Source organism: Parabacteroides caeci (assembly GCF_023656795.1).
In the GTDB taxonomy this organism is placed as follows: Bacteria; Bacteroidota; Bacteroidia; order Bacteroidales; family Tannerellaceae; genus Parabacteroides; species Parabacteroides segnis.
In genome coordinates this window covers 1-16,900 of sequence record NZ_JAMOKT010000034.1, presented here as the reverse complement: position 1 = coordinate 16,900, position 16,900 = coordinate 1, and the positions used below count along the sequence as shown (strand labels likewise).

The window sequence follows — 16,900 nt, the reverse complement described above, 5'->3', positions numbered from 1 at the left end:
TGTATGCCTCCCTTGTTTATAATCCCAATACTACATTTTGAAGAATATATACTCCTGCACCGGCCAGATATCCGATCAAGGCCAGTAAGGATATGTTTTTCAGATACCAGATGAAATTGATGCGTTCCAATCCCATCACGACAACTCCGGCAGCTGAACCTATGATCAACATGCTGCCTCCAACTCCGGCGCAATAAGCCAGGAATTGCCAGAATATTCCGTCTTGAACAAAGTTTGCCATATAAGTCGGATCTGTTGCTGTTGCGATGATAGCATCTGTTGCAACCGGATACATGCCGATAGCTCCGGCTACCAGCGGAACATTATCAACTACGGCCGATAAAGTACCGATGATCAGGTTTACAGCATATACATTTCCGACAGTTTCGTCTAGCCAGAAAGCGAAATTTGTCAATACACCGCTACATCGCAGTGCGTCGACAGCCAAAAGGATTCCAAGAAAGAATAATAGGGTTGCTCCGTCTATACGGCGCACTATTTTTGACAGACGAAGTTTAAGATCTTCATTGACAATATCCCGTTTATACATTAATTCTGTATAGATCCATAAAATACCGACTCCCATCAGGATACCCATAAACGGAGGCAAATGAGTGATCGTTTTAAATATAGGGACGAATATAAGACATAATACGCCGAGTATCAGTATCGAGAGTTTTTCTTTGGTCTTTAATTCTTTGAGTAGTTCGTCATTTTCATTATAGGTAAATGCATCGGGCGGAGTCACTTTCCCATGGAGGAAACGCATCATAATGAGAACAGGTACTATCATTGATACCAGACTGGGCAAAATCAGGTGTGGAATAGTAGAGGATGAGGAAATGTTTCCTCTGACCCAAAGCATGATGGTAGTTACGTCTCCAATCGGTGACCAGGCCCCGCCACTGTTTGCAGCAATGATAATCACGCTGCCGAATACCCACCGTTCTTTGTAGTTCCCCAGTAGTTTCCGCATTAGCATAACCATAACGATGGAAGTTGTCAGGTTATCGAGTATGGCAGACATGAAAAAAGTAATAAATGCGACCAGAAGTAATAATTTTTTTTTCTGGTTGGTTTTGATACGGTTTGTGATAAACATGAAACCGCCGTGAGCGTCAATCAACTCCACGGTAATCATCGCGCCAATTAGGAAAATCAATGTTTCTGCAATTTCTCCGATACTGTCCAGTACCTGGTGTTCAACGACGAAGCGGGTACATTGTTCTACAAAAGGAAGATCTGCTATAGCCGGATAGGCATCCAGAAATTCTTTAAATTCTTCGGCTGATGCGGTCGGGATCAGATCAGGTGCAGCAAATGTGTATAAAACCCAAAGTATTGTTCCGGTCAGTAGGGCTGTTCCGGCTTTGTTCACCTTTAGCGGATGCTCTAAAGCTATACATAAGTATCCAATCAGAAAAACAAAAATCATTACTGTCAACATAGCAAATCTTCTTTTTCTTTTTAAATTCAGTTAATAGTCGCAAATGTAGGAATTATATGGGATTAACACTCCTTTTGGATGAAATGTTTTGAATTATCGTCCCAAAGAGTGCGAACTTTTTTTTCTTCAAAATTTTGATTGCTTCTTTCTTTATCATGTTTCGATGGGTATATAGAGATTATTATTAAGGTCTTGTTTTTAGGGAGCGGTAAATGGGACTCGAACCCACGACCCTTAGCTTGGGAAGCTAATGCTCTACCAACTGAGCTACTACCGCGTTGACAGGTGCAAAAGTATATAAATCTTTTGTTTTTTTGTACCTTTGACGCAAAAATATTTTATCAGATATGAATAAAGAAAAGCTTACGCTGATCAAGGTCGGCGGAAAGATCGTTGAGGAAGAGGAAACATTGAAAAGTTTGCTTCGGGATTTTTCTCATATAGAAGGTTTTAAAGCATTGGTACATGGCGGAGGACGTTCTGCAACTAAACTGGCGAGCCAGTTAGGCATCGAAAGTAAAATGGTGAATGGCCGTAGGGTGACGGACGTTGAAACACTGAAAGTGGTAACAATGGTATATGGCGGCCTGGTCAATAAAAATATTGTGGCCGGTTTGCAGGCGTTAGATGTGAATGCACTAGGCCTCACCGGAGCAGATATGAATCTGATGCGTTCGGATAAACGTCCGGTAGCTGAAGTCGATTATGGTTTTGTGGGAGATGTGAAAGAAGTGAATGCAGATTTGCTGGCCTCTCTGATCCATCAGGGCATTGTTCCGGTATTGGCTCCGCTGACCCATGACAAACAGGGGCATATGCTGAATACCAATGCTGATACGATTGCCGGTGAAGCTGCAAAAGCACTGGCTAAGCATTTTGATGTAACATTAGTTTTTTGTTTTGAGAAAAAAGGTGTATTGCGGGATGAGAATGATGATGAAAGCGTTATTCCGGAAATAGACCGTACGGTATTTAAACAATTGGTAGAAGAGGGGATTATCCAGGGAGGTATGATCCCTAAACTGGAAAACTCATTCCAGGCAATCGATGCAGGGGTGAAAGAGGTTATTATAACCCAGGCTTCTGAAATCCATCAGGGAAAAGGAACGAAAGTTTATTGATAAAATGAAAAGAGGAAAGTTCGAATATAACTTTCCTCTTTTCATTTTATTATTTGATACTTCTTATTTTTACGTTACGGAACCAGATCAGGGAATCACCATGTTTACCCTGTAATCCGATATATCCTTTTGTCGGAAGTTCTGCAAATGGCTTAGGCAACCAACTGGGGATTTCACTGCCGTCCGGGTTGACTGTTCCCGAAGTCCATTTGCTCATGTCCATTTCCGTTACTTTTTTACCATTCAGGATAACATTAATGCGTTGTCCGACACATCTGATGCGCATATGGTTCCATTCGCCGGGCTTTTTTACTATTTTGTCTTGTTTTGCACCCAGGTGGCCGTAAATGGCTCCGCACTTTTCATAAGGTTTGCCGTTTCCCCATTTTTCACAATGATCGTCGGCAATCTGTATTTCTACAGAATTGGGAATCCAATCTTTAGTATCGGTGCAATATACTACAACGCCGCTATTGGTTCCTACGTCGGTTTTGAAGTCCAGATCCAGTTCAAAGTTTTCATATTCGGTCTTTGTCCAAATGGATTCATCCTCCACTGCTGCAAGTACACCACCTGTCATACTCCAAACTTCAGGATTGTAGCTGGCATCGGAAAGGTTTTCTCCGAACAGGGGTTTCCATTTGTTGTCGGTGGCTGAAACACTAAGGGTGCTGATGATACCTAGAAAGAGAATTGAGAAATAAAAAAATCGTTTCATGTTATTGGATTTTAAGATAAAATAATTAGAAATTCAAAGATAGATAATCTGCTTTAATAAGCGAGTGAAAACTGGTTAAATTTATGGAAGTCTTTCGAATGATAACAAAATCGGTTAGTTTATACGAAATATAATGTTTTTTTATTGCTGTTTTCTTTTCTTTTATTTTATTATTTTTGTTTAAAAAAGGCTGGTGTCTGATTTCTGGATTAAATGTGATAAAATGTAAATACGATAAAAATATTAAATAGATACGTTAAGTTGAGTAGGGAAATTACAGGCATTAAAATAACTAATTTGTAAGAATTTCATAGACATACCAGGCCTGTATATATAATAAGGGATTGCTCGGGATGAGTGATCCCTTTCTTTTAATAGTTCCTTTTATTCCGGTATGTTTAATTTTATAAATAAACTCTTTACCTTTGGGGGGGACAAATTAACAACAATGGAAAAGAGTAAAACAATCGTTAATATAAATAATGTAGTAACCCGTTTACCGGAACTGCGTTTTGCTGAGCCGTTCAGTTGGAAAATCAATGAAGGGGAGCAATGGGCAATAGTCGGACCTAACGGAGCTGGTAAAACATTGATTGCAGACCTGATACAGCGCAAGTTTGCATTGAAAGAGGGAGAGGTGACGTTCGGTTATGATGACAAAATCAGTAATCTGATAAAAAGTATAGCATTCAAAGACATTTACTCATTAGCTGATTGCCGGAATTCTTATTACCAACAACGCTGGCACTCGACGGAAACCGATGAAGTGCCGACTGTAGAAGATATTTTGAAAGAATATTCCGGTACAACGGATTTACATCAGATACTCTCGTTTTTCGGTATTGAGGATTTGCTGCCTAAAAAACTTATTTTTCTTTCCAGCGGGGAACTCCGGAAATTTCTTGTCGTCCGTTCTTTATTGAACCATCCGCGTATTTTGATACTGGATAATCCTTTTATCGGTCTGGATGCGGCTTCGCGTGATGTGTTGGTTCATTTACTGCAACAAATGGCGAAGCTGGATAATGTACAGGTTATTCTATTGTTGTCGAATCCGGATGACATACCGGAGATGATAACTCACGTCCTGCCAGTCTATAACCGTACACCTTATCCTCCTCAGACACGGGCTGATTTCATGGGCCGGACAGACTTGTTGGCACATTTGTTTCCCGGTTATTCCGGGGATATTTCATTACCCGTATCGGTTAAAAAACCCTCTACCCATGAAGTGACGTTCCGTATGGAGCATGTCTCCATTAAATATGGTAGCCGCACTATTTTAAAAGAACTGGACTGGGAAGTGAAAAATGGAGAGAAATGGGCGTTATTCGGTCCCAATGGTGCCGGAAAATCAACTTTATTAAGTTTGATTTATGCAGATAACCCTCAATCTTACGCAAATACCTTATATTTGTTTGACCGGAAACGGGGATCGGGTGAGAGTATCTGGGATATAAAAAAGAGGATAGGATATGTTTCTCCGGAGATACATCTCTTTTATATGGAGAATGTGCCCACTTTAAATATCGTTGGTTCCGGATTTTTTGATTCTATCGGATTGTATCGTAAATGTACGGAAGAACAACAGTCTATAGCTTTGGCTTGGATGCGTGTCTTTGGGATTGAAGAATTGAAAGACCGTCCGTTCCTGACATTGTCTTCCGGGGAACAACGATTGGCTTTGCTGGCCCGGGCTTTTGTGAAAGATCCGGATTTAATTATTCTGGACGAGCCGTTGCACGGACTCGATATCAGTAATAAACGGAAGGCTGCCCGTATCATTGAGCAGTTTTGTGAACGGCCGGGAAAGACATTGATTTACGTCACTCATTATCCGCATGAATTACCTTCATGCGTTGATAAACGTTTTGAATTGATTAAACATGCTTAAAATATAATACCATGAAATTGAAAGTCACAGCTTTCTGGTTGGTTGTATTGGCTGCTTTGTTCATTTTTCTTCAGGAATATAGCAAGTTCCATTTCTTTTTTATCGAACAAAGTCAGTTATTTCAATTTACCGGTGAGTATATTTCTGAGAAACTGGCTATGCCTGGCGGGTTTGCGTTAACCTTATCTGAGTTTTTGGTGCAGTTTTTTATCTATCCCTATGCTGGTGCCGGAATTACTGCGGGACTGTTGCTGTTGACCGGATTAGGAATGAGAGGGATTGTTCGCCGGATCGCTTCGGACACGAATTGTTTCCTGCTTTATCTGATCCCGGTTGTTTTAATTATGTTCCTCCATTTTGATTTTAATTATCTGGTTTTTGGAACGATAGCATTCAATATGATGCTTTGTGCTTTGTATTTGTGCTTTTGTATATCGACAGATAAATGGCGGATGATAGCAGAGATTATTATAACACCTTTGCTTTATGGACTGGCCGGGTCTGTAGCATGTTTGTTCGCTTTGTCGGTGGTAGTATATGAGTTCTTTAATAAAACTCCCCGGTTTTACTGGTCGTTATTTTCTGTTGTTCTCGCTCTTCTTTGCGGGGTTTGCAGTGTCTATTTCTCGATGCTGGGGGAATATCGTTTTGCTTTCTTGCCGGATGCTTACTATCATACTGCATTGGAACCGAAAACTGTCATCTATTATTCATGGATTTCGTTGCCTCTGATCCTGATTGTCGCTTTTCTGTTGAGGAAAAGGAAGAAAGATACCAGTAAAAAACTCCTGATTGCCGGCGGACTCCTTCAGGTAATCCTTTTATTTGCGTTATGCTGGTGGGGAATACCTGAATATGGAGATAAGAAATCAGCCAAAGTGAAAGAACTCGACTATTATGCAAGAACGGAACAATGGGATAAAATAGTGGAAAGCAGTCAAGGTTCGTTGACTAATTATCTGAATATGTGTTTTTTGAATCTGGCATTATCTCAAAAAGGGGAGTTGGCAGATCGTTTGTTCAGTTTTGACCAGAGAGGGCCGCAGGGAATAATGGTCGGATGGAATAAAACAGAGCAGATATCCTCTTTATTGAGTGATATTGCTTTTGCCATGGGAAATCCGGCGATGGCTCAGGAAATGGCTTTTGAAGCATATGCAACAGCCATAGGAGAGGGGAACCCCCGTATGTTAAAGAGACTTGTTCAGACAAATATTATTTATGGGGAATATCCGGTGGCGGAGAAGTATCTGAATATATTGGAGAATACATTTTATTATAAAAAATGGGCTGGTGAACATCGTAAATTTTTATATAATGATGCTGCTGTAGAGCAGGATCCGGTATTGGGACCAAGGCGCAAATGTTTACCGAAAGAGAACTATCTTTCCGAGATAAACTATATCGAAAAAGACATGCGTATGATCGCTGAAGCCAATCCGGAAAATAAAGCGGCCATTGAGTATCTGGGAGCCTTTCTTTTATTGGCAAAGAATATGGAAGGTTTCAAAGGGCTGGTCGAAACTTATTATGGAACGGAGGTGCTTCCTGTGTTGCCGAAGTCTTTCCAGGAAGCAGTGATCACGTTGTCGGAAGCGGAACCGGATTATTGGAAACGTTTTGATATCTCTCCCTCCGTCATGCAACGTTTTGCAGAATACAAGAAGCAGGTTCTGGCGAACCGGAATAATAAGAGTGCCCTCCCCGGACTGTTGCGCAGGGCCTACGGAGATACTTACTGGTTTTATTTTATGTTTAAATAAAGGAATGGGATATGAATGGAAATTATAAATATATAGCATTGCTGGCCTTGTTTTTTTCTTGTTCGGACTCGGTTCAGGTGAGTGATACGTTAAGCGAAAGGCCTGCTATCTTCCCAGATTACACCGATATAACGATACCGGCAAATATCGCTCCGCTGAATTTCTCTCTGGAGAATCCTGTTGAAGATGCACGTGCTGTTCTGTCATTCTCGGATCAGCAGATAAAAGTGAAGGCGAAGGATAACCAGTTCGTTTTTCCTGTTTCTAAATGGAAAAAACTATTATCGTCTGCGGCAGGAAATGAGGTAAAGGTTGTTGTCCAGGTGAAAGATAAAGGGAAATGGGTGGAATATGCTCCTGTTAAATGGAATGTGGCGGCAGAACCGGTCGATCCTTATATAGCTTACCGTCTGATTGCACCGGGATACACTTTATGGAATAAAATGGGACTTTATCAGCGTAACCTGGAGAATTATACCGAGACGCCTATTATCGAGAATAAGATGAGTGGCAGGAACTGTGTGAATTGTCATTCATTTTGCATGCAGAATCCGGATAAGATGCTTTTCCATATGCGTGAAACATATCCGGGAACTCTTCTGATAGATGGCGATAAGATAGAAAAACTGAACACGAAAACCGAGCAAACAATATCTTCTTTGGTCTATCCTTCCTGGCATCCTTCCGGAAAATATGTGGCATTTTCTGTAAACAATACCAAACAGGGATTCCATGCCAACGACAGGAACCGTATAGAAGTGTTTGATGAGGCGTCGGACGTTGTTGTCTATGATGTGAAAAAACATGAGATTGTAACTACGGCTAAGTTGTTTTCCAAAGATGCTTTTGAAACTTTTCCGACATTCTCTCCGGATGGAAAAACGCTTTATTTCTGTACGGCTCCGGCACGTCCTATTCCGGAAGAGTTTTCAGAGATCAAATATAATTTATGTGCTATCGGATTCGATCCTGACAGCCGTAGTTTCGGTTCGGAGGTCGATACTTTATATAATGCAGCAGTTTCAGGTCAGAGTGCTTCTTTCCCCCGGGTATCTCCGGACGGGAAATATTTAATGTATACAGTCTCGGGTTATGGAAACTTCTCAATCTGGCATAAAGATGCGGATTTGCAGATGGCGGATTTGTCAACAGGAGAAAGCATACCGTTAGATATATTGAATAGCGATGATGTGGAAAGCTATCATTCCTGGAGTAGCAATAGCCGTTGGGTCATATTCAGCAGTCGCCGTATGGATGGATTATATACGCGTCCTTATATCGCTTATATAGATGAAAAAGGAAATGCATGCAAACCGTTTTTATTGCCTCAGAAAGATACCGGCTTTTATGACCGTTTTATGATGTCATATAATATTCCGGAGTTTATTACCGGAAAGGTGAAAGTAGGAGGCAGGGTGTTAGGGCTGAAAGCGAAAGAGGATAAAGGGATAGATGTGAAGTTCGCTAAATAAAAAAAGCCGCTTAAAAGCGGCTTTTTTTATTAGTAATATTAGTCGATTTTCTGTTATTTGGAAGAAAAAAGTTTGTTCTTATTTATCCGAATGACTTTTCCGTATTTCGATAACTCATCCAGATTAATTCGTTTGGGGTCGCCTATTATACCGATAGCAACCGGGCGGCCTTTTACGTTTTGTTGATAGAATTTTACAACATCCTCAAATGATAAATTCTGGATTTTAGGTAATTGTGTTTTGGCAGGATCTTCGGTATAACCCAAACGCTTCCATGCTTCATACACTTGGCTTCTGGAGCGGAATCCCGGCTTAGCCGTTTGAAGACCTTCCCGTAAATAATCCTTGATACCATTGATGCGGTCTGCATATTCCGGCATTTCCGTCAACAGATTCATAAATACATCAATAGCTTCGATTGTTTTATCGGCCTGGGTACCGATATATCCTTCGAAGTAGGCGTTTTTATTAGCCAGAGGTGGTGTGATTTCTCCACCATCTGCGGTATAAGCCATAGAACGGTATTCACGAACTTCCTGCATAACCAATCCGCCGAATCCGCTTCCAAAATATTTGTTGAAAGCTTTGTAATAAACATCATCTTCAATCTTAAAAGGATTACCTTCGACATAAAAATAAATCTTGCTTTGCAATGCATCGTTATCGGATACGAAATAGATCGTATTTTCTTTATATTGAACACGATCCTTTACAACAGGTGAGTTACTTGTCTTTTCTGTAGCTTTCAAAGGAAGGTTCTTGCTTAAAATATCGTAAACATCATTGAAAGGCATTGAACCCACATAATGAATTTCTGCTTCATAATCTGTGGCCCGATTGAATTCTCCTGTAAGACTACTGATTGTTAGATTGATAATATCTTCCAATGGCATACGATCCAGATATTCGGATTTGTTTTGATACAGTAAATAGTCGTGTAAGGCTTCTTCCAACAAATTTTCATTTTTTTCTTCGATAGCACGCATCTGATAAGCAGAACCAATCATATTATTTAATTGTTTCTCATCAAGTTTGGGCATAAGGATCTGACGAGTCAGCAAATTACAGGAAGCTTCAAGATTTTCTTCGTAACCAGACATAGAGACATAAAGGTAATTGTCATCTACACCAAAATTACAAACTGCGCCTAGGGCATTGAGCTCCTGCTTTAACGCTTGCGGTTCATAAGCACCCATAACACCTGCGTTATTCATCAAATCAACGGCGTATTTAAGTTGAGGCATTTCATGGGTTCCGACTCCATATTTCAGAGTTAGTGTGAATATCGCATTTTCCTGATTCTGTGTATAGAATAATCGGGAGCGTTCATTCACTTGCTTGATCTGGACAGCATCGAACTTTTCATAAACCGGATCAACTTTACGAACCGGTAGCTTACGAAATTTTTCGGCATATTGTGATATCACTCCGCGTTCTGGATTGATTGGATCATATTTGGGTTTGGATAGTTTTTCAGCCTTAGGGGCTTTTCCCGGCTGATAATTTAACACAATGTAATTTTTATTGAGATATTTGTTTGCAATCTCTTTTACCTGTTCTATGCTGATGGCTTTCAATCTTTCTTTATAATTCAAAACATGGCTTATGTCTTCATTACAAATAAAAGTAGACAAAATTTGTTCCGCTTTATTGTATGATGATTCAAAAGCGAGATCGAAGTCACGTATAAGAGTTGCTTTCACTGAGTTGAATAGTTCTTCATTGAATTCTCCTTTCTGTATTTTGGAGACTTCCTGAAGTAACATTTTCTCAAGCGATTTTGATGATTCGAAGCGGCGTTGGTTTACATCATAATAGGGGACACCTACAATTAATATACGACCTTGTTCTTTAAAATTGATCAAACCGGCATCAGCCCCCAGGACATCTCCGGACAAAGATAGTTTATCTAATAATCCGGTACGGTTACTATTGGATAACATGTTTACACAAATAGTAAGGGCTAATTCGTCTTCATGTCCTTTCGGAACCCCTTTGAAGGCTAATCTTAAAGTAGGGAAGTCTCCCATTTTTGTACTATATTCTGTGCGGCCTTTTATTTCTATTTCAGGATAGGTTTTCCGTTCAGGGCTTTTTTGTGGATTCAAACGGCCAAAGCGGTCATTAATAAGCCCCATTGCTTCTTTTAACTTGATATTTCCGACTAAGATCAGAACCATATTTTCCGGAACATACCAACTCTTATAGAAATCAACTAATCCTCCCAGACGAGGTTTTTTCAGATGTTCCTGTAAACCTAGTATTGCGCGGGAATAAGGATGACCAGGGAAAATATGTTTCAACATAAAGTCTGATTGCAGGGAACCTTGCATATCCTGACTTCTGTTAAATTCTTCGTAAACGGTTTCCAACTCCGGCTGGAAGGCGCGAAAGACCGGATTAATAAAACGTTCTGAATTAAGGTCTAGCCATTTATATAACTGAGAGGGGGGAAATGAACTGTAATACATGGTTTCATCGTATCCGGTTGCAGCATTGAGCATTTTTCCTCCCATATTATCTGTCAATTCAGCAAATTCGTTAGGAGCGGCAAGCTTCGCTGCTTCCACGGTCAGTTTATTTATTTCAAGTGAAATCGTTTCTTTTTTAGCTGGGTCTGTTTCATTTGCCATTTCATCATATTTGGCTATGATCTGTTCATATATAGGTTTTTCTTTTTCCCAGTTTAAAGCACTGATGCTTTGTGTTCCTTTAAACATCATGTGTTCCAGGTAATGTGCCAGCCCTGTTAAGTCTTCCGGATCATTTACCGCACCAACTTTTACTCCGACTAAACCAAACACATCATTTTTCGTACTATCTTCCCATATATATACAGAAAGTCCGTTTTTAAGTTTAAAACCTTTCAAACCTTGTGCTGAAACCGTGAGAGAAGAGGCTACAGCGATTATCAGTAAAACTAATGAATAGAATTTTCTCATTTGTATCAAGTTTATAAATGTTGTTGATTCAATAGAAAACAAAAAAGATACTGTCTTACTTCAGTAGAATAAAACAGTATCTTTTTCATATTAATGTATGTTATATATTATTCCGGAAATTCCAGTACCTCAACAGCTTCATTGGTATATTGAGCTAACTTTCCATTTAAGTAGACAACAAAGAATGCCGAAATATTATATTTATTTCCAACTTTTTCTGTACCGGTACAATACAAGGAAGTCATACCGTAAGTATCATCATTATATCCTGTTTCTTGTATTGCAATATTATCTATTTCTCCATTTGCATCTGTTGAGAAGATGATGGGATAACCTTCCACATAACAATCCGGTAACCGATATACATCTGCTTCAACAGCTTTCTCAATAACCTGTGGCCAAGAATCTCCGAAAATATTGGATGTGAACGTTCCTGTACCTATGGAATTAAAGGTTAACTTGCGTTGAGCTTTTACCGTGATAGAATTAACGTTAGTAGGAGAGGCTTTAGCTTCATCAAACCCTAAAATTAAAACATATTGGTCTGTTACTCCCAATAAATTGATATCTTTATAAGTAATAACTGCTTCTGCAACAGATTTTCCATCTTCGAATGTCAGAGTTGGATTTTCCAATGTAAACAACTCTTCAATTCCTTCGGCAGGAGTAAAGGACAGTTCAAGAGTAGAAGTTCCCTGTGTTGTTCCGCGATAGACAGGAACAACGATCTTGTTTCCATCCGTTGCTAACATTTCGACTTTCTGTGTAGCTCCGGCAAAAGCATAAACTGCACTGTCTCCACTGTAAACGACACCATCATGCTCTGAACAACCAACGAATGCCATTGCCATTAGAATCAGCAAGGATAACGATTTGAATATATTTGATTTCATATTTCTATTGCTTAATTATTAAACATGTCATTAGAATGGATTCTGATCGGATGCGCTGATATTGGCATTACCGTCTATTTCCGATTGGGGCAATGTCATTATGAATGCATTGGATCCGGCATTTGTATCTACATTCTTAACCAATTCGGTATGATTAGAACCGCTATAATCACGATCGAAGCCTAGTTTTAAACGTTGCAAATCGAATATACGTCCTACTTCGCCCCATAATTCCACACGGCGCTGGAATAAGATTTCATCCATAAGAGTCTGCAATGGAGCTACTGTATTCTGATTATAAGAATTAGAATCGGAGAATTTTGCCAAACGAACCGCATAATTGCTGTCGCGTACGCTTCCTAATTGTGAAATTAACTTCCGTGCTTCAGCATAATGTCCTAAGTGACATTCTGCTTCTGCAGCGATAAGCACCATTTCTTCTCCGCGCATATAAATATAATCACCGGTACGGCTGGTTACATTTGCAAACTTGAATTTTACCTGACAATAAGGCAACATGGATGTACCACTCACTATTTCGTCTTCACTCAGGTCACCTCTCCACCAAGATTTCCGTTCATCTGTCTCGGGCATATTGTTGTATAACCAACTGGAAATACATTTTTCTGCACCTGAAGCATACATTCCTTCAGCATCAGCATCCATGTGACTGAACAAGGAGGCGAAATGCTGACTTTGGTCTGCTATAACTTCTACACCCCACAATACATCGGCATTTTTTACACTATTAAATCCGGTTAATGAACTAACAGGAAGAACAGCTTGCAATCCGGGCTTTTTCAAAGCCTCTTTGGCAGCAGCTAGTGCGCCTTCATAATTTTGTTGAACGAGGCAAACACGTGCCTTGATTCCGTTCGCTGCATAATAGTCGATATGAGATGGATGTTTTTGTTCAACACCGCAATCTTTCAATAGCGAGATGGCTGTTTCCAAATCAGAATTGATCTGTTTATAGACATCTTCCACAGTTCCACGCGGTTTACCTTCAGATGAACTTGTAGTCGGTTCCGTATATAAAGGTACTCCGGGTGCCGATTCATTTCCTTTATAAGTCTGTTGATACAACTGGATCAACTGGAAATAAGAGAGTGCCCTCATGGCATAGGCCTGTCCTACAACGCTGTTTAAAAGATTCTGATCACCTCCGGCATCCGGTGCTTGGGCGATAATGTAATTGGCATTTGATATTAGCGTATAATGAAGATTCCAGAACTGATATGGACGTCCTTGCTTATGTGTATAATCCTGACGAACATTAAAACGGTAATCTTCATAAAACCAGCCTTGTCCTTGTCCAAGCATCAGGTGGTCTTCTCCCATCAAATCGCCAGCTAAATAAACACCGACAAATCCGGGATTTTCGTCAGCCCAACCTGTACCCCAACCAGCTACATAAGTAGCACGATAAATACCATTCATCGCCGTTTCAGCACCATTGGCATCGCTAAATATAATTGTTCCGCTGACTTTATCGGTCGGATTTGTTTCCAATTGGTCGTTACATGCTCCCAAAGTAAGTAATCCGACAGCAGATAATATATATATTACTTTTTTCATTTTTTTTCGTATTTATATTTTACTGGTTCTGCTTAAAATTTAACATCTACACCGAAAGAAATAGTTCTTGAAGGTGTATAAACAAATGTAGTTCCACCGCTGAAGTTATATTGCGGGTCCATACCTTTCAAATGAGAGAATAGCACCAGATTATCGGCTGTAGCCGTGAAGCGGATATCTTTCATGAACATACCCTTTGTCAATCTGGTCGGCAAAGAATAACCTAATGTGATATTTTTAATCGCCAAATAAGAAGCATTGATCAAATCGGCGTCTGTGATAGGATACGCTTTACCAATTTCAATTTTAGGTACGTCGGTAATATCTCCCGGCTGTTTCCATGCCCTTTCCAGGTTTTTATGTTTGGCTTGTCCGACATAGTTTCCATACATAAAGGTATTATATACGCTATCCAATACTTTACCTCCGATCGAATAGGTACACATGATGCTTAAATCGAAACCTTTATATTTGAAATCGTTTGTGAATGATCCGTACAAATTCGGAATACGGCTACCCATAATCTGTTTAGAAGCTGTAGCTTTGTTTATATTGGAAGAGATGTAAGGTTCTCCCGGATTGCCATTTTCATCCGTATCCCAAACCCAATACAATTGGCTACCTGTCGCAGGATCTACTCCGGCGGATTTTGCTGTATAGAATGAGTTAATCGTTTCACCTTCCTTTATAATATAGTTTCCGCTAATGATTTCTGGTTTATCAGCCAAATGCAATACCTTATTCTTGACAGTCGATCCCATCAAAGTCAGGTCCCAGGTAAAATCATTCGTGTTGACCAAACGACCGTTTAACGTAATATCCCAACCGGTGTTACGCATGCTACCGATATTTTTCAAATAACTGTCGAAACCTAAAGAAGAAGCCATCGGGTAATCGAGCAACATATCCGTTGTTTTACGGTTGTACCATTCGATAGATGCTGAGAAACGATCGAAAACTTTAGCTTCGACACCCACGTTCAGATTACCGTTTTGTTCCCACTTCAAATTCGTGTTTTCAAGAGAAGATACTAATGCACCACTCATCGAGGCATTAGGCCAACCTAAATCATAGAAAGATTGCCAAGCATATAATGTACCGACATTGTCATTACCCTGAACACCATAGCTAGCCTTCACTGACAGATTATTCAACCAGTCCACATCGCTTAGGAATGCTTCGTTATTCATACGCCAGTTTGCACCGACCGACCAGAATTTACCCCAACGATAATCTTTGTTGAAACGAGAAGAACCATCCGTACGGAAGCTGGCCGACAAGTAATATTTGTCCATATAATCATAGTTTGCTCTGAACAAATAAGATTCGATCGTATAAGAATCCTTTACAGAACTAGCATCTGTGATAGTAGTAGCACCAGCTAATTCATAGATACCTCCGAATGGGAAACCAGACTTGGTCGCATTCAAAGAACTCACTTCGTAATCATAATATTCGTGACCGGCTAAAAAGTCAATGTGATGTTTGTCATTGAACTTTCTATCATAAGTCAGCAATTGGTTGAATGTGTAACTGAAATAACGAGAGTTTTTCTTGGCCAGCATACCTTTTACACTGGCTGCATTTCCGAAATAAGGATTATAATAAGTAAAGTTATTTCGGTTCACATAATCAAAACCGAAGTTCGCTGTCAATTTCAATCCTTGAAGAGGACCGTCTTTCAAATCACCCAAACTGATGTAAGTACGTCCACTTACGTTATCGTCGTTTGTTCCGTATTTATCATCAAATAAAGTTGCAATACTATTAAAATTGGCATTTGCTCCTGCAGGACGAGTTGAACCATAGTCAAACATAGGTGCACCATCGGCGCCATACATAATTTGTCCGTTTTCATCCAATTGGTGTACTGGGAAAATAGGAGCCATCAATTGAGCCGAGTAGAAAGTATTTGATGAAGCAGAAGTAGAAGTATTGGAAGTGTTGCTTTTCGTATGGGCAAAGTTCGTGCTCAAACCGGCTGTCAGCCAATTTTTATATTCTGTGTCTACATTGATACGGCCCGTATAACGTTGAAAATTAGTAGTCTTCAACAAACCGTCTTCATTCAAGTAGCCTAAAGAAAACATGTATTTTGTTTTATTCTGAGAACCGGACATGTTCAATACATATTCCTGACGTAACGGATTGTTTGCTGTAGCTTCATCCATCCAATCTTCATGATAACGTAATGTTGCATCAGAACGGACCTTTCCTGTAACCGGATCAATTAGTTCTGCAATAGGAAAGTTAAACGGATTATACATCTGATTAGTACCAAAGATAGCTTTAGCTCCGCTTCCCATAGCTGTCAATGCAGCAACACCTGCTGCTTCAGGAGATAATCCGTTACTTGCAATCTGATCATTTTTATATGATTGGAAAATCGTTTCCAGATAACCTCTTTCATCCATTGTCTCATATCTGGGGATAGCACGTGAAGCAATACCCCAATTTGCTTTCAAATTGACAAGTAAAGCACCATCCTTACCTTTTTTTGTTGTAATCATCACAACCCCGTTTGCACCACGAGATCCATATAACGCACCGGCAGATGCATCTTTCAATACAGTCATCGACTCGATATCGTTTGGATTGATTGCATTGATATTACCGTCATAAGGAATACCATCTACCACATACAACGGGTTTTGAGATGCTTTGATAGAACCGAAACCACGAATTACGACAGAAGAACCAGACCCAGGCTGTCCGGAACCCGATGTTGTCTGTACACCGGCCACTAGTCCATCTAATGCTTTACTAACATTAGCGACGGTTCTCTTTTCGATCTTTTCATTTTTGATGATTTCGGCAGAACCAGTAAATGATTCTTTCTTCGCAGTACCGTATGCAACTACAACAACCTCATCAAGAGATTGATTATCAGTTTGCATTAGGATTCTTAAATTAGATTTTACTTCGATCTCTTGAGTCTTCATACCGACATACGAAATCACCAGAGTCTTTGCAGAACTTGGTACATCCAAAGAGAACGCACCATCAAAATCAGTCACTGTACCGACCATCGTACCCTTTACGACAATCGATGCACCAATAATTGGCTCATTA

10 protein-coding genes and 1 tRNA gene are annotated in these 16,900 nt (G+C 39.9%); 4 read left to right on the top strand and 7 right to left on the bottom strand.

Annotated features, from left to right (window positions below; genetic code table 11):
• Positions 1-16: 16 nt before the first annotated feature.
• Both nhaD and NBH15_RS16650 read right to left on the bottom strand, forming a co-directional pair.
• Positions 17-1,447, bottom strand: a complete 1,431-nt coding sequence (gene nhaD, locus NBH15_RS16655; protein WP_186961314.1) for a sodium:proton antiporter NhaD — start codon at positions 1,445-1,447, stop codon at positions 17-19.
• A 204-nt stretch (positions 1,448-1,651) separates the two neighbouring features.
• Positions 1,652-1,724, bottom strand: a tRNA-Gly gene (locus NBH15_RS16650).
• Between the two features lie 70 nt (positions 1,725-1,794).
• Here NBH15_RS16650 and argB point away from each other — a divergent pair.
• A complete protein-coding gene (gene argB / locus NBH15_RS16645; protein ID WP_007652612.1) occupies positions 1,795-2,568 on the top strand; it encodes an acetylglutamate kinase in 774 nt (257 codons plus the stop codon).
• A 49-nt stretch (positions 2,569-2,617) separates the two neighbouring features.
• On the opposite strand, the gene NBH15_RS16640 is transcribed toward argB, so the two are convergent.
• A complete protein-coding gene (locus tag NBH15_RS16640; protein ID WP_128134910.1) occupies positions 2,618-3,286 on the bottom strand; it encodes a 3-keto-disaccharide hydrolase in 669 nt (222 codons plus the stop codon).
• Positions 3,287-3,734: 448 nt separating this feature from the next.
• On the opposite strand from NBH15_RS16640, the gene NBH15_RS16635 reads away from it, so the two are divergent.
• The 3 genes from NBH15_RS16635 to NBH15_RS16625 are packed head-to-tail and all read left to right on the top strand — an operon-like array spanning position 3,735 to position 8,415.
• Positions 3,735-5,180, top strand: coding sequence for an ATP-binding cassette domain-containing protein (locus NBH15_RS16635; protein WP_250823121.1), 1,446 nt, complete (start codon positions 3,735-3,737; stop codon positions 5,178-5,180).
• An 11-nt stretch (positions 5,181-5,191) separates the two neighbouring features.
• Complete coding sequence (locus tag NBH15_RS16630; RefSeq protein WP_128134741.1) at positions 5,192-6,943, top strand: DUF6057 family protein; 1,752 nt, start codon at positions 5,192-5,194, stop codon at positions 6,941-6,943.
• Positions 6,944-6,954: 11 nt separating this feature from the next.
• On the top strand, positions 6,955-8,415 hold the full coding sequence (locus tag NBH15_RS16625; RefSeq protein WP_128134740.1) for a TolB family protein: 1,461 nt from the start codon (positions 6,955-6,957) through the stop codon (positions 8,413-8,415).
• 53 nt (positions 8,416-8,468) lie between these two features.
• Here NBH15_RS16625 and NBH15_RS16620 read toward each other — a convergent pair whose 3' ends face one another.
• The 4 genes from NBH15_RS16620 to NBH15_RS16605 form a co-directional block, all read right to left on the bottom strand.
• On the bottom strand, positions 8,469-11,357 hold the full coding sequence (locus tag NBH15_RS16620) for a M16 family metallopeptidase (protein ID WP_128134744.1): 2,889 nt from the start codon (positions 11,355-11,357) through the stop codon (positions 8,469-8,471).
• Between the two features lie 107 nt (positions 11,358-11,464).
• Complete coding sequence (locus NBH15_RS16615; RefSeq protein WP_250823120.1) at positions 11,465-12,250, bottom strand: hypothetical protein; 786 nt, start codon at positions 12,248-12,250, stop codon at positions 11,465-11,467.
• A 30-nt stretch (positions 12,251-12,280) separates the two neighbouring features.
• A complete protein-coding gene (locus tag NBH15_RS16610) occupies positions 12,281-13,828 on the bottom strand; it encodes a RagB/SusD family nutrient uptake outer membrane protein (protein ID WP_244051248.1) in 1,548 nt (515 codons plus the stop codon).
• Positions 13,829-13,860: 32 nt separating this feature from the next.
• Positions 13,861-16,900, bottom strand: a 3,040-nt coding sequence (locus NBH15_RS16605) for a SusC/RagA family TonB-linked outer membrane protein (protein WP_250823119.1), incomplete at its 5' end; no start/stop codon positions are given.

Bases quoted from the DNA above. Each gene is read 5' to 3' on its own strand.
- nhaD (WP_186961314.1), bottom strand. From the start codon at position 1,447: ATGTTGACAGTAATGATTTTTGTTTTTCTGATTGGATACTTATGTATA.
- argB (WP_007652612.1), top strand. From the start codon at position 1,795: ATGAATAAAGAAAAGCTTACGCTGATCAAGGTCGGCGGAAAGATCGTT.
- NBH15_RS16640 (WP_128134910.1), bottom strand. From the start codon at position 3,286: ATGAAACGATTTTTTTATTTCTCAATTCTCTTTCTAGGTATCATCAGC.
- NBH15_RS16635 (WP_250823121.1), top strand. From the start codon at position 3,735: ATGGAAAAGAGTAAAACAATCGTTAATATAAATAATGTAGTAACCCGT.
- NBH15_RS16630 (WP_128134741.1), top strand. From the start codon at position 5,192: ATGAAATTGAAAGTCACAGCTTTCTGGTTGGTTGTATTGGCTGCTTTG.
- NBH15_RS16625 (WP_128134740.1), top strand. From the start codon at position 6,955: ATGAATGGAAATTATAAATATATAGCATTGCTGGCCTTGTTTTTTTCT.
- NBH15_RS16620 (WP_128134744.1), bottom strand. From the start codon at position 11,357: ATGAGAAAATTCTATTCATTAGTTTTACTGATAATCGCTGTAGCCTCT.
- NBH15_RS16615 (WP_250823120.1), bottom strand. From the start codon at position 12,250: ATGAAATCAAATATATTCAAATCGTTATCCTTGCTGATTCTAATGGCA.
- NBH15_RS16610 (WP_244051248.1), bottom strand. From the start codon at position 13,828: ATGAAAAAAGTAATATATATATTATCTGCTGTCGGATTACTTACTTTG.